Here is a 22,163-nt window from a genome sequence, read left to right as displayed (position 1 = left end):
GATCGAGCAAGAGGAGGAAAACCTATATGGTAAATCGGGATACAATATGCAGAGCTTGTGAAGGCACTGGCATGCTGGCGGATGATGAATCGTGGCAATATAAATGTACGGTTTGTGGCGGGACTGGCCACATCGATCCTGGAGCTTCTCCGGACCCGCCCAGATTTATTAATGTAGATGAAAACAATCGAATTCTAGACTGATGGCTAAAGACCTTCAATCATGGACTTGAAGGTCTTTTTTTCGCTGGAGTCTCAGGCAACTAAAAGATTTTAATCAAACGTTTGTTTAAAAAATAGAGATATCTTATTGATTGACATTGATAATCATTTTCAATTAAAATCGTAATTACATGATAGGATTGGGGATGTATTCAATGTTTGTTCAAATGAGAAAAATGGTAGTGACAGAAGGAAATGCGGACCAGGTTGTGAAACGTTTTAGCGGGGAGGGCCATGTTGAAAAGCAAGAAGGATTTATTGATTTGAGTGTACTGGTAAAAAAGGTTAGGCGCGGAGAAGAAGAAGTAATCGTTATGATCCGATGGGAATCAGAGGAGTATTGGAAGCAGTGGGAAAAAAGTGAAGTTCATATCGCGGGCCATAAAGCCAAACTAGGTCAGCCAAAGCCTGAATATATTGTCAGTTCAGAAGGCGGGCTGTACGAGGTAAAAGCAGTCAAAAAGGCTGTAAAATAAATGATATTTTTAAGTGTGAAAAAAGAAACCTGTAATCGTTCGTTGTGATTACAGGTTTCTTTAAAAGAGAATAAATTTACAAGTTGCTTGAGTATGGCGTGGTAAGATGTTTGCGGACACTGGATCCGTTATTGTTTAAAAAAAGGGCTGATATCCATAATTAAAGGACACTGATTCCGTTATTCGTGCAAATTACAGCTATTTTTTGCTGATTTTGGCCAAAAACGGAACATATGCCCTATCGCATCAGGAAAACAGTGGTTTTTGTGAAATTAGCGGAATACATGTCCGCTTAGTACACCAAATTAAGTTTACTATTTTAACTTACAAAAAAGGACCGGGCGGTTTTTGCCCGGTTTTTCTTATCATAACGAAAGCTTTAAGTTTATTTTGAGACTATCATTTTCCTTCTTTCAGCAAATCTCTAATTTCCCGCAATAGCTCTTCTTTATGATCGATAACAGGTGCAGCCGCTTCTTCCTTTTTCTTAAAACGATTAAAAAATCGAACCACCATAAAAATTGAGAAAGCAATAATGAGAAAATCAATTACGGACTGAATAAAGACTCCGTATTTAATTTTGCCATAAGCGAGATGGCTAAAGTCTATTCCGCCTCCCAATAACCCAACCAGTGGCATAATGATGTCTTGGACGAGAGAAGACACGATTTTACCAAATGCAGTCCCAATAACAACTGCTATCGCTAAGTCTAATACATTGCCTTTTAATGCAAACTTTTTAAACTCTTGCCACATTGAACGTACCTCCAAATACTAGTCTGAAATAATTCCTTGTTATTATAGTTTTGCCTGCAAATGATTTCAATAGAATAGTAAAACTAATGGCTTCCCGTCTTAAGATATAAACATATTGTCAAGCAACGTTTTGGAATGCTGGGGGCTGGCCTTATTTATTTTGTAAATTATTAGAACTTTTCCCTCTTATTATAGATTATACTGGTTACAACTGAAGATTTATTAGTTTAATGGGAATAGGCGGGGTGTAGGGAGATGGCACAGAAACTGGATCAGGCTGCGGCATTAAGCAGGAACGTTGATTGGATTGACAGTTACATAGATAACACGGAGAAGCAGGAGAAATTATATAAACGTACTTTACTGATTGTGGTCCTTTCTCAAATTTTTGGAGGAGCTGGTCTCGCGGCGGGAATTACCGTGGGAGCTCTATTGGCACAGGATATGTTAGGTTCTAGTGGTTATGCGGGAGTACCTACTGCGCTCTTTACACTAGGATCAGCAGGGGCAGCCTTTATTGTAGGGCGCCTCTCTCAGCGCTTTGGACGTCGGGCAGGATTGGCTGCTGGTTTTTTAACAGGGGGAATAGGTGCTATTGGAGTTATCTTTTCAGCAGTTACTACTAATATCTTCCTGCTATTTGTCTCACTTTTTATTTATGGGGCAGGTTCAGCTACAAATCTGCAAGCACGCTATGCCGGGACGGACTTAGCGAATCCGACGCAACGTGCAAAGGCGGTGAGTATTGCGTTGGTATCTACTACTTTCGGAGCGGTTGCTGGTCCTAACCTAGTTGAGCCAATGGGAGAATTCGCTTTATCAATAGGAATACCTGCTCTGGCTGGTCCATTTATTCTTGCAGCAACCGCCTTCATCCTGGCGGGTTCGGTGTTATTGCTTTTTCTTCGCCCAGACCCTCTTATTATTGCGGATGCAATTGCGGCCAGAAAGAACAATAATAGCAATCAATCGGAAATAGGGATCGAAACTTTAGCCGAAAATAAACGAGGAATCGTGAAAGCAGCGACATTAATGGTTACGACCCAAATTGTAATGGTAGCGATTATGACCATGACACCGGTTCATATAGGGCACCATGGGCATGGGCTGCGCGAGGTTGGATTAATAATAGGGATTCATGTTGCATGTATGTATCTGCCATCTCTTGTCACAGGTGTCCTGGTCGATAAACTCGGACGGAACGCAATGGCGGTTGCCTCAGGTATTACTTTACTAGCTGCTGGAGCACTAGCTGCATTGGCACCTACTTCTTCTATCCTGTATATAACAATAGCTCTCGCCTTATTGGGACTCGGCTGGAATTTCGGATTGATCAGCGGGACAGCCATGCTCGTGGATGCAACGACTGCTTCTACACGTGCGAAAACGCAAGGGTCGGTAGATGTGTTAGTTGCTTTGTCAGGGGCAACTGGAGGGGCTATATCAGGTATTGTAGTCGCTCAGTCCAGCTATTTTACACTTTCACTGGCAGGGGGGATCTTTGCCTTGTTGTTGATCCTAGGTGTCATGGGGTTTAGGAGAACTGCAAAATAAAGCCATTAAAAGCTCAAATTTCGCAGTTATAAAGTTTAATTGCTATTTAAGAGGACAGAAGATCTTTTATTTTAGTAAAAACCCTGCTTTGATGATTTTATAGGACACACGATTCGCTACCCTGAAAATTAATCCTTTTTTAGCCGTCAAACTTATTTAATGGATCCTCATTCCGCTATTTATTCAAAAATCTTTGTTCGGAGCATGGTTTCGGTTCCTGGTTCCGTTATTTGCCTATTTTTCTCTCAAATTTGATTGATTTTGTACGAATAGCGGAATCAGAATCCGCTTCAGTCCCTGAAGTGCAGGTTTTCGTTCGAATAACGGAATGAGGATCCGCCAGACTTATTTAATGAATCCTCATTCCGCTATTTATTCAAAAATCTTTGTTCGGAGCATGGTTTCGGTTCCTGGTTCCGTTATTTGCCTATTTTTCTCTCAAATTTGATTGAATTTGTACGAATAGCGGAATCAGAATCCGCTTCAGCCCCTGAAGTGCAGGTACTAATAACGGAATGAGGATCCGCCAGACTTATTTAATGAATCCTCATTCCGCTATTTATTCAAAAATCTTTGTTCGGAGCATGGTTTCGGTTCCTGGTTCCGTTATTTGCCTATTTTTCTCTCAAATTTGATTGATTTTTTGCGAATAGCGGAATCAGAATCCGCATCAGCCCCTGAAGTACAGGTTTTCGTTCTAATAACGGAATGAGGATCCGCCAAACTCATTTAATGGATCCTCATTCCGTTACCCTGAAAATAGGTCCAACCGGGGCTGAAACTAACCAATTTTCATTCATCTGCTGGTGCTGCAACTAGGCATGGAGGGCTATTTACCGAAAATCCCTTTTTGAATTAAACCGGTTCAATTGGCAGATAGACTGTGAACGATGTGCCTTGACCTTCTTTACTTTCTACTTCAATCAATCCATGATGTACGGCTATGTTTTGCTTTGCAATAGCGAGGCCGAGACCGGTTCCGCCATTCGGGCGTGTCCGTGAATGGTCTGCCCTGTAAAAGCGGTTAAAAATATGGGGCAGAACCTCTTTAGAGATCCCGATTCCGTTATCTTTAATTGTGATTCGGGCATAGGGTTTTTGTTGGTAAAGACAACCTTTGTAAACAGAAGTCTTGGTGAACACCCCATGCATCTTCACGGGCATCATATGACCGTATTAAAGAAGAACGGTAAAAAAGTAGAGACGCCATGGCTGACAGATACGTTAAACGTTCTTCCAGGGGAAACGTATGAAGTAGTATTTATCGCAGATAATCCCGGCATGTGGATGGACCACTGTCATAACCTCGACCATGCGGCGACAGGTATGATCTTGCATCTGATGTATGACAATGTACTTCCTTCCTATGAGGTAGGGGAGAGATCAGGAAATTTGCCAGAGTGATGCACGTTACAAATTTAACTGCCCTCCAACAAAGTTATAAAACTTTTGGAGGGCAGCTATTAGCAGTTCATAACAAAATGAAAAGTTTCTTTACTTATTGACCGACTGCACTTTGATCTATATAAAGGACTACCCAGATACCGTCTATATCCTGAGAGCAAAGACAGGATTGCCTTCTTGATCTGCAAATGGATCTATATATATATAATTTTTTCAGCTGGACAATCTCTCGGTAGGTTGCTATTCCACAGGATATCATCCCATAAAAATCACCTTTATTTTTATCCGTGTGATTAGAAGTCAAAGTTGTCAGGGTCGGGTCCTACCCGAAGATTTTGATTTAGTTGATCAATTCGCATCATGTCTTCTTTCGTCAGTTCAAAATCAAAGACAGAAGCGTTCTCCACAATTCGATGTGCTTTCGTAGATTTTGGAATGGTTACAACTCCGTTTTGCAGATCCCATCTTATAATAATTTGCGCAATGGTTTTATTATAGGTATTTGCTATTTCTTTCAGTACCGGGTGATCCAATAGCTGACCCTGCATTAAAGGCGACCAAGCTTCTAGCTGAATGCCATTCTCCTGGCAAAAGGAATGGACTTCTTTCTGAGTTAAGCGAGGATGGTATTCTACTTGATTAACCATAGGTTTAATCTCTGCATCCTTCATTAAGTCTTCAAGGTGATGGATTTGAAAATTACTTACACCAATAGCTTTTACTTTGCCTTCCTTATAAAGAGTCTCTAAAGCTCGCCAAGCTTCTTTGTATTTACCTTTTACTGGCCAGTGAATCAGGTATAAATCCAAATAATCAAGACCTAGTTTCTTTAAGCTTGTTTCATACGCTTGAATGGTAGAGTCGTACCCTAAATCGGAGTTCCACACCTTGGATGTGACAAATAGGTCTTCTCTAATGATCCCTGCTTCACTTAGCCCCTTACGGATAGCCTGGCCAACACCTTCTTCATTTTCATAAATCGCGGCTGTATCAATACTGCGATACCCATGTTTAATGGCAATTTTAACTGCTTCAACTAATTCCGGACCTTGTTCAACTTTAAATACGCCGATACCAAGCAGTGGCATTTTAACACCATTATGCAAAGTAGTTGTATCTTGTAAGCTTTTTATCATATCAATAAACCTCCAATTGTTGTTTTAAGAAGAAAGTTAATCTGCACTTGTTTGTTTGTTAATCATTCACCTCCTTTATTTTTCTTTTTTCAAGATTTCTGCTCCAGCCTGTTAATATGACGGCAATAAGCACCATTAGCCCTCCTGCCCAGGTAGTATGAATGAGTCCAATAGAGTCTGTAATGATACCGCCCAAATAGGATCCGATTGCAATTCCTGCGTTGAACGCTGCAATATTAATGGCTGATGCAACATCTACAGCCGCCGGCACAAAACGTTCTGCTAACATGACTACATAAACCTGTAATCCCGGCACATTCATAAAGGCCATAAGCCCCATTAGGAAGATAGTAATCAATCCGGCAAGTTTAAATGGTACCGTAAAGAACAAGATAAATAGGACTATGGCTTGTACGATAAACATATAGAATAATGCCTTTATTGGATTTTGGTTGGACAGCTTTCCGCCTATCATGTTGCCAACCGCAATCGCAATACCGTATAGCAGCAAAATCACCGCAACAGTTCCTGGTTTAAATCCTGTAATATTCTGCAGTAATGGTGATAAAAAGGTAAAGACCACAAATGTTCCGCCATAGCCTAACGCCGTAATGATAAAAAGTAAGAGTAAACGGCCGTTTGTAACTATTTTAAATTGATCCCGAAATGTTGTTTGATTTCCTTTGCGAAGATCAGATGGAACAAGGACACTATTGGCGATTAATGCAATTAAACCGACAGCTACAATGACAAGAAAAGCAATTCTCCAGCCAAATTGCTGACCTATAAATGTTCCGAATGGAACCCCAGTTACAGTAGCGACAGTAAGTCCGGTAAACATAATCGAAATCGCACTAGCCCGTCGATTTTCTGGTACTAAATCTGCAGCAATAGTTGAGCCGATTGACATGAAAACACCATGTGAAAATGCAGAAATGACACGTGCTGCTAGTAAAATCTCAATACTGAAAGCTGCCGCTGCGATACTATTCCCAATGATAAAAACAACCATAATCCAAAGCAGTAAAGCTTTACGTGATATCGTTGAGGTAAGTGATGTCAGAATCGGTGCTCCAAATGTAACACCTAACGCGTATAAAGAAACGGTTAAACCGGCTGCTGTAACAGATATTTGTAAATCCTCTGCGATTAGAGGCAATAGCCCAACACTAATAAATTCTGTAGTTCCAATAGCAAATGCACTTACTGCCAAAGCAAGCAGTGCTAATGTACTTGGCTTTTTTTCTAAAGGCATGTATTTCTCCTCCTAATAAATGGTGTAATTGTATAAATGAACTTAATCTAGTAATCAATCCACACTATATATTTGAGCCGGCAAATGCTATTATGGGATATATGAGAGATTATGAGAAGTACGTACTTTAAAGTAATATAGATACTTCGAAGTACCATAGGCACTTTTTAGTACCTATATAGTTGGAGGAGATCAATTTGAAGAAAAAGAAATACAATATAGCTGTAGAAGCAACTTTGGAAGTCATTGGAGGAAAGTGGAAAGTTGTAATTCTGTGCCACCTGACACATGGAAAAAAACGAACAAGTGAATTAAAACGGCTCATGCCAGATATTACGCAAAAAATGTTAACCCAACAATTACGTGAACTAGAGGAAGACGGAGTTATTAACAGAATTGTTTATAATCAGGTTCCGCCCAAAGTGGAGTATGAGCTAAGTGAGTATGGGTGGAGCTTGAAAAGCATTTTAGATGCTCTCTGTTCATGGGGAGAAAACCATATTACCAAAGTATATGGAGATAAATTTGCTGTCTTGGAAGAGAACGTTTTAACAAAATAATGAAATGAGTTAGTGTAAGCTTTGAATAAAATCTAAGTGACTGATTCGCGTCAGTCACTTTTTTAACTTAAAATGTAAAAATATATCCGCGGTGATATCCAAAATGTCAGGATAGCTAATACCATGCAAACACTTGATATGGCTTACATAACTTTGGCCTGACCCCCACACATCAATACTGGGAATCAGGCCATTTTATTTAATCATTTTTTACACCGATATACCCCATATTCTATCAAAGAGCCAACTAAAATAAAAAATCCCATGACAATAAAGCAGAAAAATACAACTGCACCAAGCCCTGAGGGATCATCTAATGGAGTATTGTAAATGTTTATACATATAATCAAATGTTCAGAAGTTAGTTGAAAATTTGACTTCCGCTGGTGCTAGAGTAAAAGAGATTCGGGATAAAGGATTTGCTCATTTTATTGATTTTCAAGATCCGTTCGTCCGTAACGGGATTGTGATGCGAGAAAAATAATAGGTGCCTGCTCCCCAGTGAAGTAATCGCTTAGTACGCGGGGAGGCAGGCACCGATTTTTTAAACCTATCCTTCTAAAGCTTCTACGACCTTTTCCGCCGTACTTTTACTCGATTGAGGATTTTGTCCGGTTACCAAGTTTCCGTCTCTTATCGAATGATCTGTCCATTTTTCTTTGCCTTCAAAGATAGCACCCTTTTCACGAAGCTTTGACTCTAATAAGAAAGGCATATGTATATCTAGCTGCATTTCTCTTTCTTCATCGTCAGTAAAGGCTGTTACTTTTTTTCCTTTCACGAAAGGAGTGCCATCGTTATAAGTTACATTGACAAGACCGGCCGGACCATGACAGACAGCGCCAATCACTCTGTTTGCTTCCGCAAATTGCTGCAAAACATATTGTAGTGTTTCGCTATTTGGAAAATCAAACATAGTGCCATGACCGCCAGGCAAGAATACAGCATCATATCCAATTGCATGCTCTTTTGTTAGTTTTTCTGTATTTTTTAATTCTGCTTCAGCTTCTTTCCATTCTGGTTTCTCTTCGATACTATTTGGATCTAACGCAACTTCTCCGCCAGATATACTTGTCACTTTGACATCATAGCCCTTTTCTTTAAAAACTAAATAAGGTACTGCAAACTCCTCTAACCAAAGACCCGTTTTATGATCGTCTGTAATCGTGGTATGATTTGTTACAACTATTAAAACTTTTTTTGTCATCACAATATGCCTCCAAGAAATTTAAAGTATCATTTTTTTATGGGGTAGTGCGGGCTAAACAATTTTTATATTTCCTATCTTGCAATGCCAGCTGGTCGGCTGGTGATGGACTGTATCTTAAGGTGAACAATCCAATGGCTTAACTAAAATGGGTCTGACCCTGCTATGTAAAAGAGGTTAGTTCTTATAAATGAAACAAAAGAACCGTCCCCCTGTTTCATATTTCCTTATTTGTTAATGCCAGTTGATCGGGGGGCAGTGCCTTAAGAGAGCCATCGTTATTGAGAGCAGTGCGCCATGAATAACGGGGTTCATACCCAAGAATTTGGCGGGCCTTATCTATTGCCATGAGGGTTTCATGACCGTTTATCGGCCTTTTTAAAGGTATCTTTGGGAAATACTTATTTACCAAGTCCTGACTGAGATCCGGCATAATCGTATCTGGGGCTGTTATATGGAATATTTGATACCCCAAATTATCCTTTTCAATGGCAAGAAGACACGCCATCGCTGCATCCCTAACATCGCAATAAGCCCAGGCATTTTTCCGTTGAATATCCTTTTGCTGATCATTCCAATGCATGGCTGGAATTTTTTCATATTCATCTGGCTCATAAATATTGGCAAAGCGAAGGGCAACGATCTGTCCATCCGTAAGATTGTGATACAATTCAGAAAGGTGCTCCGTTAATATCTTTGCCATCGCGTAGGTGGATTTTATGGTAGTTGGATGTTCTTCATCGAGAGGGAAGTAACTAAGCTGATCTTCTACAAAAGGATATCCCAATACCGTTTCACTGGATGCCCATACAACCTTAGAGATTTTAAAATCCTTGCAAGCCTCGAGGATATTAAAATTGACGAGCATATTATTTTCAAAAATGGCCTGGGGTGTGTTCCTTACATCAGTAGGAATATTCCCGAGGTGGACCACTGCATCACAACCATTTAATAGCTGACAGACCTGTCCATAATCACGCAATTCAGCTTGAATAAAGCTTTTCGAAGCAGATTCCTCTCTTAATTTTTTATCTGTTGCGATCACCTCATGACCTGCTTCTAAAAGAGTTCTTACGGTCCATCGACCGATTTTTCCTGCTGCTCCTGTTACCACTATTTTCACGCATAGCCGCTCCTTTTTCATATTTTTCTAAACTAAGCAAGTTAAACTATTCATTTTAGATTTTCCCGCAGTTTATCATTTATAGCAGGAGGATGGGTGGAAAATAATGGGCATTATTGATTGGTAGTCAAATTAACAATATGTACTTCAGTAGGCAAATACACATAACGGTTATATGATCAAAAGTAAACAACCATTTGTAAAAAGGATAAAAAAGGAGAGCAACTTTATGATTCAATATACCGACGAGTCTGTTACGATTTTCCAAAGTGCTTTATTTCAAACGACCTCTACAGTCATTAACTTAGAGGATTTTATATTAATCGTTGACCCCACATGGCTTCCTAACGAAATTCATGAAATACAATCCTATGTGAAATCGATTCAAGCAAATAAAGCATGTTATATTTTGTTTACACATAGTGATTATGACCACATTATTGGATATCATGCATTTCCAGGAGCAAAGACGATTGGAAGCATAGAACTGTTAAACCACCCGAAAAAAGAGGCTATAATTCAAGCTATTCATGACTTTGACGCCAATTATTATATAACCCGTGATTATAAAGTAGAGTTTCCGAAAATTGATATCGTCATCGACCATGATGGACAAGAGGTTACGATAGGTTCGACTACCCTAACCTTTTATAAAGCTCCCGGTCATACAGAAGATGGATTATTTACAATCGTAAACTCACTCGGACTATTTTTGACAGGTGATTATCTTTCAGATTTTGAATTGCCATTTATTGATCATAGTGCAAAAGCATATAAACAAACTCTGCAAAAAGCAAAGAAAATAATTGATGATTACAAAATTAATATTCTAGTCCCCGGACACGGTCAGTACACCAAAAGTCATGATGAGATGGAAAGAAGAATAACGATGGCTACAGACTATCTAGAGCGTTTAAAAACAGCGGTTATAACTGGGAATGAGGTTTTAATTAAAAAGCTGGAAGGTGAATTCCGTTTTCTATCGGCATTTACTGTAAAAGAGTCATAAAGAAAATGTAAGGATTATGCGGAGAGAATATCTAAGCAAAACTATTTAAATGAGGTGCAGATAAAAGCTTCTCAACTCACTTTTATTTTTTATACAGACCATAAGAGCAAGATTGAGGACGAAATGAATGCAGCTGAATTGCTAAAATCGGTATACCACGAACAATTGGAGGATTTTGCAATGTCAAAAATTCGGGAATTCAATGAGCTGCATTCATCACAGGAAATCTTATTTTTAGGAAATGCCTGGGATCTTCTATCTGCCTTGATTCTTGAGAAGGCAGGATTTAAAGCAATTGGAACAACAAGCTGGGGAATCGCTAATTCGCTTGGATATAAAGATGGAGAATTAATAGACTTCGAAAGACATTTAGGAATCATTAAAATCATTACCGAACATGTAAAAATACCGGTATCCGTAGATATTGAAGCAGGATATGGCGAAGATGCCGAGACGATTGTTGAGAATGTATTACGGTCCGCAGACGTCGGGGTCGCTGTAATGAGTTAAAAGAATTAGGGTAAGACGTTTAAGCTTTGGAAATGCATTGTCTGATCAGGTCATTGCGTTTTTGGAAAAGAATGCGGCTCGATTAATAGAGGTAAAGGATACTTCTTTTTTATATGAGAATTGAGTTAAAAGGGCAGGTGATTATAATGGCTGATCAAATTAATCTTTCATTTGATGAAATGTGGGAAAAAATAATAGCTTGTGATCCAAATTATGATGGGCTTTTTTTTACGGCAGTAAAAACCACAAAAATATACTGCAGGCCATCGTGCAGATCACGAAAGCCGAAAAAAGTAAATGTTGAATTTTACTTTGATATCCAGGAAGTTGAAAAAGCAGGTTATCGCCCATGCAAAAGATGTCAGCCGGAAGTCGAACATTCCCCTCAGGTCGGACTCGTGAAAAATGTCATAGCCTTTTTGCTGAAGTCTTATAAACAAAAGCTGGTACTGCAAGATATAGCGAATCATGTGGGTGTTAGCGCATTTTATCTAGAGCGTGTGTTCAAGCAGGAAACGGCAGAAACTCCCCGTACCTATTTGGAAAAAATAAGAGTGGATAAAGCAGCGCATCTTCTTAAAAGAACGAATTGGACGAATCTTGAAATTTGCTATGATGTCGGGTTTCAAAGCCCTTCAAATTTTTATAAAGCATTTCGCCGATTGAAAAAATGCTCACCCAGTGAATACCGTGCCCTTCAAGAAAAGGAGTTGCGGTGATGAAATGGAAGAGGCATGAATCCTATTTGGAGATTTTACCTCCAAAGGAGTTCGATTTTAAAGAATGTCTCGTGTTTTTGGGACGATCCAGCCAAGAAGTTCTTCACCAAATTAAAGCTGGATCTGTATATAAACTATTAAAAATCAAAGATGAAACGATTTTATTAAAAATTTCCGGTTCTTCACCTTCGATTTTGATAGAGTTCCCAATTCAGTTTCCATCTTCAAACACCTATGAGGAAATAGCAGAGTATATATGGGAATGGTTTGATTTCGATCAGGACCTCAATGGTTTTTACCAGGCAGCAAGTAAAGATGAGATGTTGCAAAGTTTAATTGCAAAATATAAAGGCTTACGAGTTATTGGAATACCTGATCTGTTCGAAGCGTTAACCTGGGCCATTATCGGTCAGCAAATCAATTTAGGATTTGCCTATACATTGAAAAAACGGTTTGTGGAACAATTTGGAGAGAGCCTAACCTTCGAAGGTGATACGTATTGGCTTTATCCAAGCTATGAAAAAATTGCACAAATCCGGGTTGAAGAGTTAAGGGGGCTCCAATTTACGAGAAGAAAAGCCGAATATATAATTGGAGTTGCTAGAGCCATGGCAAATGGCAAGCTGACCAAAGCAAGCCTGCTCCAGCAAAAAGAGTACCAGCCTATCAAAAAATCTTTAATGGCGATAAGAGGAGTAGGTGCCTGGACGGCCGATTATGTTATGATGAAATGCCTGCAAATTCCGGATGCTTTTCCAATTGCCGATGCCGGTCTTCATCAGGCATTAAAACTGCAATTAGGACTTAAACAAAAACCAGCTATTGAGGAAATAAATGTTATAGCAGCCAACTGGGAAAATTGGCGTGCCTATGCTACCTTTTATCTATGGAGGTCCCTATATGAGTCAAATAAGTAAAATCGACTACGAGTCACCGATTGGTGTAATAGAAATAACCGGAACTGAAAATGCCGTTATCTCGATTCTATTTTCCGATGCCGAAACCGCTGAAAATAAAATAAATGAAAGTACGCCTAGAGTACTGGCAGATTGTTATCATCAGCTGGATGAATATTTTAAAGGAACCCGCCGTGAATTTTCATTCCCCTATCGGATGGAAGGGACAGATTTTCAAAAATCAGTTTGGTCGGCTTTAACAAAAATCCAGTACGGTGAGACAGGGTCCTATAAGGATATTGCCGTTTCAATTGGCAATGAAAAAGCTATTCGAGCAGTTGGCAGTGCCAATGGAAGAAATAAGCTGAGTATTGTGATACCATGTCACCGTATTATCGGTTCAAATGGGACATTAACAGGATACGCAGGCGGGTTGTGGAGAAAAGAATGGCTGCTTCGCCACGAAAATTTTTCCTCAAAAAAGACTATTGACTTTTCATGATTTTGAATCTATTATTAGCTTATTGTTTTTAACAAAATGAATAGCAATAACCACTTTCTTATCAAGAGAGATCGAGGGACAGGCCCGATGACATCTCGGCAGCAGATTCGTAATGAATACTGTGCCAATTCCTGCAAATGTTGCGACATTTGGAAGATGAGAAGGAGATGGTTTCTTTACATAGAATCCCTCTTTTTCTTGTCGGAAAAGGAGGGATTTTTCGTTAGATAAATATTCCTTCTAAAACAGCTATGAATGGCTATCACATTGCAAACTAAATAGCTTTAACCGCTTTCTTATCAAGAGAGATCGAGGGACGGGCCCGATGAAGTCTCGGCAGCGGATTCTAATGTAGAATACTGTGCCAATTCCCGCAAATGTTGTGACATTTGGAAGATGAGAAGGAGATGGTTTCTTTAATAGAATCCTTCTTTTTCTTGTCTTCCAAGAGAAAGAAGGATTTTTTGTTAAAAACCAGACTCATTTTAGCCTAGTTTTTAGTTTTCAAGGGAGGTCTTCAACATGATTGAATTCAAAAATGTATCCAAGACATTCAGTCTTGGAAAGCGGGAGGTACACGCAGTCAAGAATGTTTCGCTTACGATTGAGGAAGGAGAAATATTCGGAATTATTGGCTTTAGCGGTGCAGGAAAAAGCACACTCCTCCGTTTGGTGAACATGCTGGAAAGACCGACCTCTGGATCTGTATGGATCCAAGGCATTGACGTAAGCAAATTATCGCCAAAGGATTTGCGAACGCGCCGCCGCAATATCGGTATGATCTTTCAAAACTTTAACTTATTCAATTCCCGTACCGTTGCCGGTAATATTGCGTACCCGATGAAGCTGGCTGGTGCTTCTAAAAAGGAAATCAATGAACGGGTGGCAGAATTATTGAGTTTCGTGGGATTAAGCGATAAAGCAAAGGATTACCCCGATCAATTGTCAGGCGGACAAAAGCAGCGTGTAGGAATTGCGCGGGCACTTGCGACTTCGCCCGATATCCTGATTTGTGATGAAGCAACTTCAGCTCTCGATCCTGAGACAACAGCAGACATCTTACGTTTATTAAAAAAAGTAAACCGTGAATTAGGGATTACGATTTTATTGATTACTCACGAAATGCATGTGATTCAATCGATTTGTGACAAAGTGGCGGTTATGGAGAATGGGGAAGTGATTGAATCGGGTGAGGTATTCGACATATTCACCAATCCGCAGCATAAGACAACGCAGCGGTTCATCCGTTCCGTTCAGCAGGATATGCCTTCCGAAACACTTTTAAATGAGTGGCACGGAAACGGCGGGGGAACCTTGTACAGAGTCATTTTTAAAGGCGGAGTAGCGAATGATCCGGTTCTCTCAACCGTTTCCAGGAAACACGGAGTTGATTTTAATATCGTATACGGCTCCGTGAAGGAATTACAGGAAAAGTTGATTGGGAATTTAATAGTCTCATTTATTGGTCATCCGGATTCGGTTCAAAATGTCCTAAATGAGCTTAGAACAATTGTGGAAATAGAGGAGGTGACCAAATAATGAATGTGGATTGGACGACATTTTGGCCGCGCATTGTCGAATCTACCGGTGAAACATTGCTTATGGTTGCATTGACTTTATTGTTTGGTTCCATAATTGGCATCACTATGGGCCTATTAATCTTTGTAACAAGAAAAAATAATATTTTAGAAAACAAATTCGTTTATCAAATTTTGAATGTCATTATCAATATTATTCGGCCCGTTCCATTTATCATCTTTTTAGTAGCCATTTCACCACTTACGAGATTTGTAATGGGAACCACCATTGGAACGATGGCAGCGATTTTCCCAATGACGATTGTCGCAAGCTTCACGATTGCCCGGGTTGTTGAGAATAACCTGGTAAGTATTGACCCAGGTGTGATTGAAGCGGCACAAGCAATGGGAGCAAGTCCGTTTAAGATTATTTTCACCGTTTTGATTCCAGAAGCTCTGGGTCCGCTCGTTCTAGGGCTAACATTTGTATCAGTGAGTCTGATTGACTTCTCGGCAGTTGCCGGAACAGTCGGAGGCGGAGGACTTGGCCATGTTGCCATGACTTATGGCTACCAGCGTTTTGATACGAGCGTGATGGTTGTGACCGTCATTATCTTAATCGTGATGGTGCAGCTCGCTCAGTGGCTGGGCAATACGCTTTCAAGAAAAATCATGAGACGCTAGAAATGTTTTACCATACACAAATTTTTAAACATAAAGGAGAACAGAAACAATGAAAAAACTATGGATTTTATGTTTCACTATTTTAACTGTTGCCCTTCTTTCTGCTTGTGGCAGCAGTGATGCGAGCAATGCCGACGGAGAAACAGTCAAAGTCAAAATTGGAGTGAACGGCTCTGATGGAGCCCAATGGCCAATTCTAAAAGAAAAAGCAGCTAAAGAAGGAATTGAAATTGAATTAATTGAATTTCAGGACTACACATTGCCAAACAATGCTCTTGCACAAGGAGAAGTAGATTTGAATGCATTCCAGCACTTTTCCTTCTTGGCTCAATATGTAAATGAAAGCGGCGAAGATCTTGTACCAATTGGTTCCACTGTGTTTGCACCGCTAGGTATCTATTCAGAGAAGATTAAGGATGTTTCTGAAATTAAAGAAGGCGATAAAATCGCGATTCCAGATGATCCGTCTAACCAGGCACGTGCACTTCGTCTGCTTGAAAGTGCTGGTTTAATTACACTTACAGATGATTTTGGTTTATTTGGAGACCCAAGTAAAATTGCTGAAAACCCATTAAATCTTGAAATTATCCCAATGCAAGCTCAACAAACACCGCGTGTATTGCCAGATGTTGCTGCGTCTATTATTAATAACGGGATTGCAGGCCAGGCAGGGTTTTCGCCAGCTGAAGACCCAATCTTTAAGGAATCCGGGGATGACGTGAATATTTACCCATATGTCAACCTGATTGCAGCAAGAGCTGAAGATAAAGATAACGAAGTGTATAAACGAATTGTTGAGTTATACCAGGAAGAAGACATTGAACAGGCCATTTTAGACGATACCAATGGCGGTTCTTACCTTGTCAAATTATCACAGGAAGAAATCGAAAAAGTGTTTGAGGATTTAAAAGAACAAAATAAATAGGGGGAATCCGAAATGAGCCTTGTTCAAAACGTGAAAGATGTCCTATTTCAATCTGTAGATCAAAACAAAGATTTATATATTCAAATCAGTCACGATATCCATGAAAGACCTGAAATCGGAAATCAGGAATTTTATGCAAGCAGCCGTCATGTGGAAACCTTAAGAAATGCCGGTTTTGAGGTGAAAACCGCTGTTGCGGGACATGAAACTTCCTTTTATGCCGTAAAGGATAGCGGTAAAGAGGGTCCGACAGTGGCCTACCTTGCCGAGTATGATGCACTTCCTGGGATTGGTCATGCATGCGGTCATAATATTATCGGCACTACCAGTGTGGCTGCCGGAATTGCGTTAGCCGAATTACTCCCAGAAACGGGCGGGCGTGTTGTTGTCCTCGGGACTCCTGCAGAAGAAGGCGGACCAAACGGCAGTGCGAAAGGAAGCTTTGTCAAACATGGGTTTTTGAAAGATGTTGATGTAGCCCTTATGCTACACCCAAGCGGAAAAACAGCTTTAACCGGTGAATCTCTAGCTGTTGATCCGCTCGACTTTCATTTTTATGGGAAGCCTGCCCATGCGTCTGGTGCTCCTGAAGAAGGAATTAATGCATTAGATGCGGTTATTCAGCTTTTTAATGGCATTAATGCACTTCGTCAGCAGCTGCCATCCGATGTGCGGATTCATGGAATTATTACGCACGGTGGTGATGCTCCGAATATTATTCCGGAATACGCATCCGCTCGCTTTTTCATTCGTGCTGAAACATGGAGTAAAACGGTGGAAACGTCAGATAAAGTCCGCCGTATCGCCGAAGGGGCTGCACTTGCTACAGGCGCAACTGTCAAAATCGAACGATTCCAAAATGAAGTCAAGGATTTCGTTTTGAATCGTGTGTTAGATGAAGCTTTAGGGGCAGAACTTGAGGCTCTTGGTGAAGTGGTGCATACTGAAAAACGAAAAGGCAAGGGCTCTACTGATGCAGGCAATGTCAGTTATGAAGTTCCAACTGCACATGGATATATCAAAATTGGTCCAGATGACCTTGTAGGTCATACGGTTGAATTCCGGGAAGCGGCGAAATCAGAACAAGGCGATCATGCCCTTATTACAGGAGCCAAAGCACTTGCGGCAACTGGATACCGCTTATTAACCGACACAGAACTACTTCAGCAAATAAAAGAAGAATTTCAAAGGGCTTTAGCTGCTAAAAAGTAATGAAAAAGCTGAAACGATGTAAGGTCGTTTCAGCTTTTTTTCGCACATTTTTTCCTGCACATTCTGGAATTTCCCTTTTTATTACAAATAACGGAACCGGCGTTCATAAAATTTTAAGTCCATTTTTCCAAAATTTAAAAAGAAATACATATTTTATAACCTGTTTACTCATGTTAAAAATAAACAATTTTAAGGAGTGAACGAAGTGAAAATGTTTAAGTATTTGGCTTTCGCCATTTTACTCATTACATTACTTTCAGGCTGTGGCATAAACCAAGATGACCAGGCGATGGATAATGGGGACAACAATGGGGTCAGAAATGTGGGCTACATACAGGGTAATGACGTTAATATTCTTGGTGATCGAAACCAGAATAATAATAATAACCTGACTGGAGATAATAATAATATTAATAATCAGGCCGGAGCCAATAACAACCAAATGGAAGTAGCTGACCGGGCAGCTGATCGGGTAGCTCAACTGGAGGAAGTAAGAACAGCAAACGTGATTGTTACAGATCGAAATGCCTATGTAGCTGTTGTTTTAAACGGCGATACAGAAGGAGAAGTGACAGATCGGATTAAGAACAGAATTGCTGATCAAGTGAGAAAAGCCGATCGTAATATTCAAAATGTATATGTATCTTCCAATCCGGATTTTGTTGATCGTATGACAGACTATGGAAGAAGAATTGGAGAAGGTGAACCAATAGAAGGATTATTTGATGAATTTAATCAAACGATTCGCCGGGTATTTCCAACCGAAAGTTAATTTTTATGTTTAATGCCCTCAAATTTTGAGGGTATTTATTTGTGTTCTGAATTATTTCCAAAAGTACTGCATCTGGGTGAAATCTGTATATGATTTCATCCTTTTTATTTTCATTTAAATTTTCGTAATAAATAGGTAGGAAGTGAAATAACAGTTAGGTAAGGCTATAGTTTGTACAACAAAGGAGAAATGATAAAGATGATGGAACAAATTTTGTCAACCTATGCTTCTATCTTTGATTGGCATATGTGGGCAGAGGTTCTGACTTCTGCAGAAGCATGGGGACTGATTTTATCATTAGCTGTAATGGAATGTATGTTATCAGCTGATAATGCTTTAGTCTTATCTACATTTGTAAAACCGCTGCCTGAATATCAACAAAAGAAAGCCTTACTCTATGGGCTTTGGGGAGCCTATATCTTCCGCTTTATTTTTATTGGTCTGGGAACTGTACTAATCAAATTGTGGTTTATCAAGCTGATTGGTGCCACCTATTTACTATGGCTGTCTTATGCATTTTTTACAAATAAAGAGGAAAAACAAGATGAAAGTAATGGGGAGCCTGCCCAGCGTCCAAAACGGGGTCTAGTAAAAATCTTCGGTGTTTTTTGGACAACGGTGATTTACGTGGAGCTGTTAGATGTAGCCTTTTCCATCGACAGTATTTTGACAGCCTTGGCCGTTTCGAATGAAGTTTGGATCATTTTACTTGGAGGAATGATAGGAATTCTTTTTATGCGCGGCGTCGCTACCTTTTTTATCGTCCTGATGAATAAAGTGCCGGAACTCGAGACAACAGCTTACGTTTTGATTATGTTTATTGCTTTAAAGATGGGAGCATCACTCGTTGATATAAATGTTTCTAATCGCTTTTTTATTTCTTTTATGGTCGTATCCTTTATAATCACCTTTATAATCCATATTATTCGCCAATTGAATAGGGAGAAGTTTTCGCATTAACTTTATCTTCATCATGAGTGTAATAGATGGCCTCCCGAAGGTTGTTAACATTCCTGTTAAATGATGTATAATGTTGTTCATCAAAGATAAGAGGTTATTATAATGAACAAATCAATCAAGGAAAAACTGGAACTATTTCAAGAACGCAACCAGAATCGCGGACGCCTTTTAGTCAGCTGCCCGGACCAACCAGGTATCGTGGCAGCGATCTCCAAGTTTTTGTTTTTACATGATGCCAATATCATTGAATCCAGTCAGTATTCAACCAATCCGGAAGGCGGAATCTTTTTCTTACGCATAGAATTTGAATGCCCTTCCCTTATAGAAAAAGGGAAACAGATGAAAGAGGAGTTTATTGAAGTTGCTGAGAAGTTTTCGATGGAATGGAACCTCATTCATGTACATCAAGTCAAAAGAATCGCGATTTTTGTGTCGAAACAATTACACTGTTTACGGGAGCTTTTATGGGAATGGCAAAGCGGGGATCTAATGGCTGAGATAGCTCTTGTCATCAGCAATCATGAAGACGCGAGAGCTGATGTGGAGGGGCTTGATATCCCGTTTTATTTTATTCCGGCTAATAAAGATATCCGAAAGCAAGTGGAAGAAAAGCAACTGCAGCTGCTAAAAGAGTATAACATTGATGTGATTGTATTAGCCCGATATATGCAAATTCTAACACCGGAATTTGTGGGAGCTCATCCGAATAAAATTATTAATATCCACCATTCATTCCTGCCGGCCTTTGTCGGAGCGAGACCATATGAGCGGGCCTACGACAGGGGAGTTAAGTTAATCGGAGCCACCTCTCACTATGTGACCAATGATCTGGATGAAGGGCCGATTATTGAACAGGATATCGCACGAGTTGATCACCGCGATAATGTCGAAAGACTGAAGAAAAAGGGGGCTTCTATTGAACGAAGCGTACTGGCAAGAGCTGTGAAATGGCATATTGAAGACCGGATTATTGTTCATCAAAACAAGACAATTGTTTTCTAATAGATAATTTTTATAATAGAAACCATTAACGTTGCCGGTAAATCACATAAACATGGGGACGGTTCTTGTGTTTCAATTAAGAAACACAAGAACCGTCCCTCTGTTTCATTCAAATATTCTATCTAAATCACTATAATCAGATTTAATGTTTAAGCTTTTAATGGCATTATCAAAGTGTTTGGCTAAGGCATTTTTTACTTTTTTGCGATCGTTTTGTCTGATCAAATCAATAATTTCAAGATGCTCTTTATATCCATATGGCTGCGGTGACTGTTCTTCAAAGAAGACATCAAACAAAATGAGGTAGATAGATGTTTGATTAATAAGTTTATCTATAAATTCTATTAAAAATTTGTTCCCGCATTGGCTAGCTAGTGCCATATGAAAATGTTGATTTGCCTTTACGTAGTTTTCCATATCCTTTTTATACAGTGCTTCTTTTTCTTTTTTGATAATTTTCTCCATTTCTTTAAGATTACTTTCTTTTAAGTGATTCAGTGACAGTTCAACTGCCATAATTTCCAGTTCTTTTCTCAAATCATAGGCTTGAAGAATTTCGTCTAAAGTTGGATTAATAACAAAGGCTCCTTTGTTTGGTACGATTTCAACTAGTCCCTCCGTTGCAAGCTGAATAATTGCGCTTCTTATTGGTGTTCTGCTCACGTTCAGTTTGCTGGATATTACATTTTCAATAATTTGTTTTCCAGGAGGGAGTTTCCTGGACAAAATAGCTTCTCTTAATGTCTTATAGACATGCACCTTTATGGATTGCTTTTCTTTCATAAATGGGCCCCCTTTAAGATCATAGTTATTATCAAAAGATCGAATTAATTTCATGAATCTATTTATAATTCGTAATATTCAGTAATAAACTACATATAATTGTACTACAATATTGTACCACAGAGGAAGTATTCGATTTATTGTAAGCGCTATCAAAAAAGGAGGTAAATCAAATGAAAGGCTTTTATTTAAGTATTGCAGGTTTACTCTTGCTAGTAGTGGTTACAGCATGCGGATCAGGTGAAGCAACAAGTAGAAACTACGAAAAAAGTACTCTTGAAAGAGTTATGGAAACCGAGGTTTTAAGGGTTGGTTTTGAAGGGACTTACCGTCCATTTAATTATTTGGGTGAGGACAATGAATATGCTGGCTTCGATGTTGATATTGCAAATGAGTTGGCTAAAAGGCTGGGCGTTAAAACTGAGTTTGTTGCAACAAAGTGGGATAGCCTTATCGGCGGCCTTAAAGCAGATAAATTTGACATCATTATTGCCCAAATGACTGTAACAGAAGAACGGAAAAAAAGTGTGGATTTTACGGATCCATATGTTGTTACAGGATCAGTGCTGATAACTCGTGAGGATACAAATGATATTTCTGTTTTAGAAGATATAAAAGGAAAAAAAGTCGGAGTTGGCGGCGGAACCACCTTTGAAGAGGTAGCCAGAAGTGTTGAGGGTGCTAATGTGAACCTCTACCAATCTGTCAATGACTATCTGCAAGATCTGATTAATGGCAGGCTTGACGTCATCATTAATGATCAGCTTTTAATGAGCCATAACATTAAAGAAGAAAATCTTCCTGTAAAAATAGTCAGCGACATCTTAAATAAAGATGAAATTGGAATGGCTGTTAAAAAAGGAAATAAAGACTTTGTACAAAAAATCAATGAGGAATTAAAAAAGATGAAAGAAGATGGAACGTATACGGAAATCTATAAAAAATGGTTTGATTCAGAACCGCTGATTAAAGAATAATGA

22 protein-coding genes, 3 pseudogenes and 2 riboswitches are annotated in these 22,163 nt (G+C 39.4%); of the genes and pseudogenes, 18 read left to right on the top strand and 7 right to left on the bottom strand.

The features are described from left to right. Nucleotides 1-26: 26 nt before the first annotated feature. The gene (locus tag MLE14_RS12005; protein ID WP_243298615.1) at nt 27-203 is read left to right on the top strand and encodes a hypothetical protein; all 177 of its coding nucleotides are present in this window, start codon (nt 27-29) and stop codon (nt 201-203) included. Nucleotides 204-376: 173 nt separating this feature from the next. After that, nucleotides 377-697, top strand: coding sequence for an antibiotic biosynthesis monooxygenase (locus MLE14_RS12000; RefSeq protein ID WP_243298614.1), 321 nt, complete (start codon nt 377-379; stop codon nt 695-697). A 399-nt stretch (nt 698-1,096) separates the two neighbouring features. Here the strand turns inward: MLE14_RS12000 and mscL are convergent, their stop codons facing one another. Further along, complete coding sequence (gene mscL, locus MLE14_RS11995; protein ID WP_243298613.1) at nt 1,097-1,453, bottom strand: large conductance mechanosensitive channel protein MscL; 357 nt, start codon at nt 1,451-1,453, stop codon at nt 1,097-1,099. A 255-nt stretch (nt 1,454-1,708) separates the two neighbouring features. On the opposite strand from mscL, the gene MLE14_RS11990 reads away from it, so the two are divergent. Then, nucleotides 1,709-3,007, top strand: coding sequence for an MFS transporter (locus MLE14_RS11990; protein WP_243298612.1), 1,299 nt, complete (start codon nt 1,709-1,711; stop codon nt 3,005-3,007). Between the two features lie 855 nt (nt 3,008-3,862). On the opposite strand, the pseudogene MLE14_RS11985 reads toward MLE14_RS11990, so the two are convergent. Beyond that, nucleotides 3,863-4,111: pseudogene (locus MLE14_RS11985) on the bottom strand (sensor histidine kinase); the annotation flags it as partial. Here MLE14_RS11985 and MLE14_RS11980 point away from each other — a divergent pair. Beyond that, a pseudogene (locus MLE14_RS11980) lies at nt 4,112-4,411 on the top strand (multicopper oxidase domain-containing protein); the annotation flags it as partial. A 293-nt stretch (nt 4,412-4,704) separates the two neighbouring features. Here MLE14_RS11980 and MLE14_RS11975 read toward each other — a convergent pair. Beyond that, nucleotides 4,705-5,547 (bottom strand): aldo/keto reductase, encoded by an 843-nt coding sequence (locus MLE14_RS11975; RefSeq protein ID WP_243298611.1) that lies wholly within the window; start codon nt 5,545-5,547, stop codon nt 4,705-4,707. A 58-nt stretch (nt 5,548-5,605) separates the two neighbouring features. Beyond that, nucleotides 5,606-6,802, bottom strand: coding sequence for an MFS transporter (locus tag MLE14_RS11970; RefSeq protein ID WP_243298610.1), 1,197 nt, complete (start codon nt 6,800-6,802; stop codon nt 5,606-5,608). Between the two features lie 197 nt (nt 6,803-6,999). On the opposite strand from MLE14_RS11970, the gene MLE14_RS11965 reads away from it, so the two are divergent. Next, the gene (locus tag MLE14_RS11965) at nt 7,000-7,362 is read left to right on the top strand and encodes a winged helix-turn-helix transcriptional regulator (protein WP_243298609.1); all 363 of its coding nucleotides are present in this window, start codon (nt 7,000-7,002) and stop codon (nt 7,360-7,362) included. A gap of 550 nt (nt 7,363-7,912) precedes the next feature. Here MLE14_RS11965 and MLE14_RS11960 read toward each other — a convergent pair. Both MLE14_RS11960 and MLE14_RS11955 read right to left on the bottom strand, forming a co-directional pair. Further along, complete coding sequence (locus MLE14_RS11960) at nt 7,913-8,569, bottom strand: type 1 glutamine amidotransferase domain-containing protein (RefSeq protein ID WP_243298608.1); 657 nt, start codon at nt 8,567-8,569, stop codon at nt 7,913-7,915. A gap of 217 nt (nt 8,570-8,786) precedes the next feature. After that, nucleotides 8,787-9,692, bottom strand: coding sequence for an NAD-dependent epimerase/dehydratase family protein (locus MLE14_RS11955; protein WP_243298607.1), 906 nt, complete (start codon nt 9,690-9,692; stop codon nt 8,787-8,789). 229 nt (nt 9,693-9,921) lie between these two features. On the opposite strand from MLE14_RS11955, the gene MLE14_RS11950 reads away from it, so the two are divergent. The 12 genes and pseudogenes from MLE14_RS11950 to purU all read left to right on the top strand — a co-directional run bounded on the left by MLE14_RS11950 (nt 9,922) and on the right by purU (nt 20,400). After that, entirely contained in the window at nt 9,922-10,701 is a 780-nt protein-coding gene (locus MLE14_RS11950; protein WP_243298606.1) for an MBL fold metallo-hydrolase, read from the top strand. A gap of 180 nt (nt 10,702-10,881) precedes the next feature. Beyond that, a pseudogene (locus tag MLE14_RS11945) lies at nt 10,882-11,199 on the top strand (isocitrate lyase/phosphoenolpyruvate mutase family protein); the annotation flags it as partial. 158 nt (nt 11,200-11,357) lie between these two features. Next, the gene (locus MLE14_RS11940) at nt 11,358-11,930 is read left to right on the top strand and encodes a bifunctional transcriptional activator/DNA repair enzyme AdaA (RefSeq protein ID WP_243298605.1); all 573 of its coding nucleotides are present in this window, start codon (nt 11,358-11,360) and stop codon (nt 11,928-11,930) included. Next, nucleotides 11,930-12,847 carry a DNA-3-methyladenine glycosylase family protein gene (locus MLE14_RS11935; RefSeq protein ID WP_243298604.1) on the top strand — a complete coding sequence of 306 codons (918 nt, stop codon included), beginning with the start codon at nt 11,930-11,932 and terminating at the stop codon, nt 12,845-12,847. Before MLE14_RS11940 ends, MLE14_RS11935 begins: the two co-directional genes overlap by 1 nt. Next, the gene (locus tag MLE14_RS11930) at nt 12,831-13,328 is read left to right on the top strand and encodes a methylated-DNA--[protein]-cysteine S-methyltransferase (RefSeq protein ID WP_243298603.1); all 498 of its coding nucleotides are present in this window, start codon (nt 12,831-12,833) and stop codon (nt 13,326-13,328) included. The genes MLE14_RS11935 and MLE14_RS11930 overlap by 17 nt, the downstream gene beginning before the upstream one ends. Before the next feature lie 55 nt (nt 13,329-13,383). Continuing rightward, nucleotides 13,384-13,491, top strand: a riboswitch (SAM riboswitch). 130 nt (nt 13,492-13,621) lie between these two features. After that, nucleotides 13,622-13,731, top strand: a riboswitch (SAM riboswitch). 119 nt (nt 13,732-13,850) lie between these two features. Then, nucleotides 13,851-14,867 carry a methionine ABC transporter ATP-binding protein gene (locus MLE14_RS11925; RefSeq protein WP_243298602.1) on the top strand — a complete coding sequence of 339 codons (1,017 nt, stop codon included), beginning with the start codon at nt 13,851-13,853 and terminating at the stop codon, nt 14,865-14,867. Further along, a complete protein-coding gene (locus MLE14_RS11920; protein WP_243298601.1) occupies nt 14,867-15,529 on the top strand; it encodes a methionine ABC transporter permease in 663 nt (220 codons plus the stop codon). Before MLE14_RS11925 ends, MLE14_RS11920 begins: the two co-directional genes overlap by 1 nt. Before the next feature lie 49 nt (nt 15,530-15,578). Further along, nucleotides 15,579-16,454, top strand: a complete 876-nt coding sequence (locus MLE14_RS11915) for a MetQ/NlpA family ABC transporter substrate-binding protein (RefSeq protein WP_243298600.1) — start codon at nt 15,579-15,581, stop codon at nt 16,452-16,454. 12 nt (nt 16,455-16,466) lie between these two features. Continuing rightward, nucleotides 16,467-17,666, top strand: coding sequence for a M20 family metallopeptidase (locus tag MLE14_RS11910; protein WP_243298599.1), 1,200 nt, complete (start codon nt 16,467-16,469; stop codon nt 17,664-17,666). Between the two features lie 211 nt (nt 17,667-17,877). Beyond that, nucleotides 17,878-18,438 (top strand): YhcN/YlaJ family sporulation lipoprotein, encoded by a 561-nt coding sequence (locus tag MLE14_RS11905; protein ID WP_243298635.1) that lies wholly within the window; start codon nt 17,878-17,880, stop codon nt 18,436-18,438. A 192-nt stretch (nt 18,439-18,630) separates the two neighbouring features. Then, nucleotides 18,631-19,398: a TerC family protein gene (locus MLE14_RS11900; RefSeq protein WP_243298634.1), complete on the top strand. Its 768-nt coding sequence runs from the start codon at nt 18,631-18,633 to the stop codon at nt 19,396-19,398. 102 nt (nt 19,399-19,500) lie between these two features. Further along, entirely contained in the window at nt 19,501-20,400 is a 900-nt protein-coding gene (gene purU / locus MLE14_RS11895) for a formyltetrahydrofolate deformylase (protein ID WP_243298598.1), read from the top strand. A 105-nt stretch (nt 20,401-20,505) separates the two neighbouring features. Here purU and MLE14_RS11890 read toward each other — a convergent pair whose 3' ends face one another. Next, nucleotides 20,506-21,183, bottom strand: coding sequence for a GntR family transcriptional regulator (locus MLE14_RS11890; protein ID WP_243298597.1), 678 nt, complete (start codon nt 21,181-21,183; stop codon nt 20,506-20,508). A 287-nt stretch (nt 21,184-21,470) separates the two neighbouring features. Here MLE14_RS11890 and MLE14_RS11885 point away from each other — a divergent pair, with 287 nt between their 5' ends. After that, nucleotides 21,471-22,160, top strand: coding sequence for a transporter substrate-binding domain-containing protein (locus MLE14_RS11885; protein WP_390628754.1), 690 nt, complete (start codon nt 21,471-21,473; stop codon nt 22,158-22,160). Nucleotides 22,161-22,163: the final 3 nt, after the last annotated feature.

It is taken from the genome of Bacillus litorisediminis, from assembly GCF_022808645.1.
GTDB classification, from domain to species: Bacteria; Bacillota; Bacilli; order Bacillales; family JC228; genus Bacillus_BF; species Bacillus_BF litorisediminis.
The sequence above is the reverse complement of the archived record's forward strand: the minus strand, read 5'-3'. Positions and strand labels throughout refer to the sequence as shown.

Bases quoted from the DNA above. Each gene is read 5' to 3' on its own strand.
- MLE14_RS11915 (WP_243298600.1), top strand. From the start codon at position 15,579: ATGAAAAAACTATGGATTTTATGTTTCACTATTTTAACTGTTGCCCTT.
- mscL (WP_243298613.1), bottom strand. From the start codon at position 1,453: ATGTGGCAAGAGTTTAAAAAGTTTGCATTAAAAGGCAATGTATTAGAC.
- MLE14_RS12000 (WP_243298614.1), top strand. From the start codon at position 377: ATGTTTGTTCAAATGAGAAAAATGGTAGTGACAGAAGGAAATGCGGAC.
- MLE14_RS12005 (WP_243298615.1), top strand. From the start codon at position 27: ATGGTAAATCGGGATACAATATGCAGAGCTTGTGAAGGCACTGGCATG.
- MLE14_RS11990 (WP_243298612.1), top strand. From the start codon at position 1,709: ATGGCACAGAAACTGGATCAGGCTGCGGCATTAAGCAGGAACGTTGAT.
- MLE14_RS11960 (WP_243298608.1), bottom strand. From the start codon at position 8,569: ATGACAAAAAAAGTTTTAATAGTTGTAACAAATCATACCACGATTACA.
- MLE14_RS11930 (WP_243298603.1), top strand. From the start codon at position 12,831: ATGAGTCAAATAAGTAAAATCGACTACGAGTCACCGATTGGTGTAATA.
- purU (WP_243298598.1), top strand. From the start codon at position 19,501: ATGAACAAATCAATCAAGGAAAAACTGGAACTATTTCAAGAACGCAAC.
- MLE14_RS11890 (WP_243298597.1), bottom strand. From the start codon at position 21,183: ATGAAAGAAAAGCAATCCATAAAGGTGCATGTCTATAAGACATTAAGA.
- MLE14_RS11970 (WP_243298610.1), bottom strand. From the start codon at position 6,802: ATGCCTTTAGAAAAAAAGCCAAGTACATTAGCACTGCTTGCTTTGGCA.
- MLE14_RS11935 (WP_243298604.1), top strand. From the start codon at position 11,930: ATGAAATGGAAGAGGCATGAATCCTATTTGGAGATTTTACCTCCAAAG.
- MLE14_RS11950 (WP_243298606.1), top strand. From the start codon at position 9,922: ATGATTCAATATACCGACGAGTCTGTTACGATTTTCCAAAGTGCTTTA.
- MLE14_RS11910 (WP_243298599.1), top strand. From the start codon at position 16,467: ATGAGCCTTGTTCAAAACGTGAAAGATGTCCTATTTCAATCTGTAGAT.
- MLE14_RS11925 (WP_243298602.1), top strand. From the start codon at position 13,851: ATGATTGAATTCAAAAATGTATCCAAGACATTCAGTCTTGGAAAGCGG.
- MLE14_RS11940 (WP_243298605.1), top strand. From the start codon at position 11,358: ATGGCTGATCAAATTAATCTTTCATTTGATGAAATGTGGGAAAAAATA.
- MLE14_RS11885 (WP_390628754.1), top strand. From the start codon at position 21,471: ATGGAAACCGAGGTTTTAAGGGTTGGTTTTGAAGGGACTTACCGTCCA.
- MLE14_RS11920 (WP_243298601.1), top strand. From the start codon at position 14,867: ATGAATGTGGATTGGACGACATTTTGGCCGCGCATTGTCGAATCTACC.
- MLE14_RS11975 (WP_243298611.1), bottom strand. From the start codon at position 5,547: ATGATAAAAAGCTTACAAGATACAACTACTTTGCATAATGGTGTTAAA.
- MLE14_RS11905 (WP_243298635.1), top strand. From the start codon at position 17,878: ATGTTTAAGTATTTGGCTTTCGCCATTTTACTCATTACATTACTTTCA.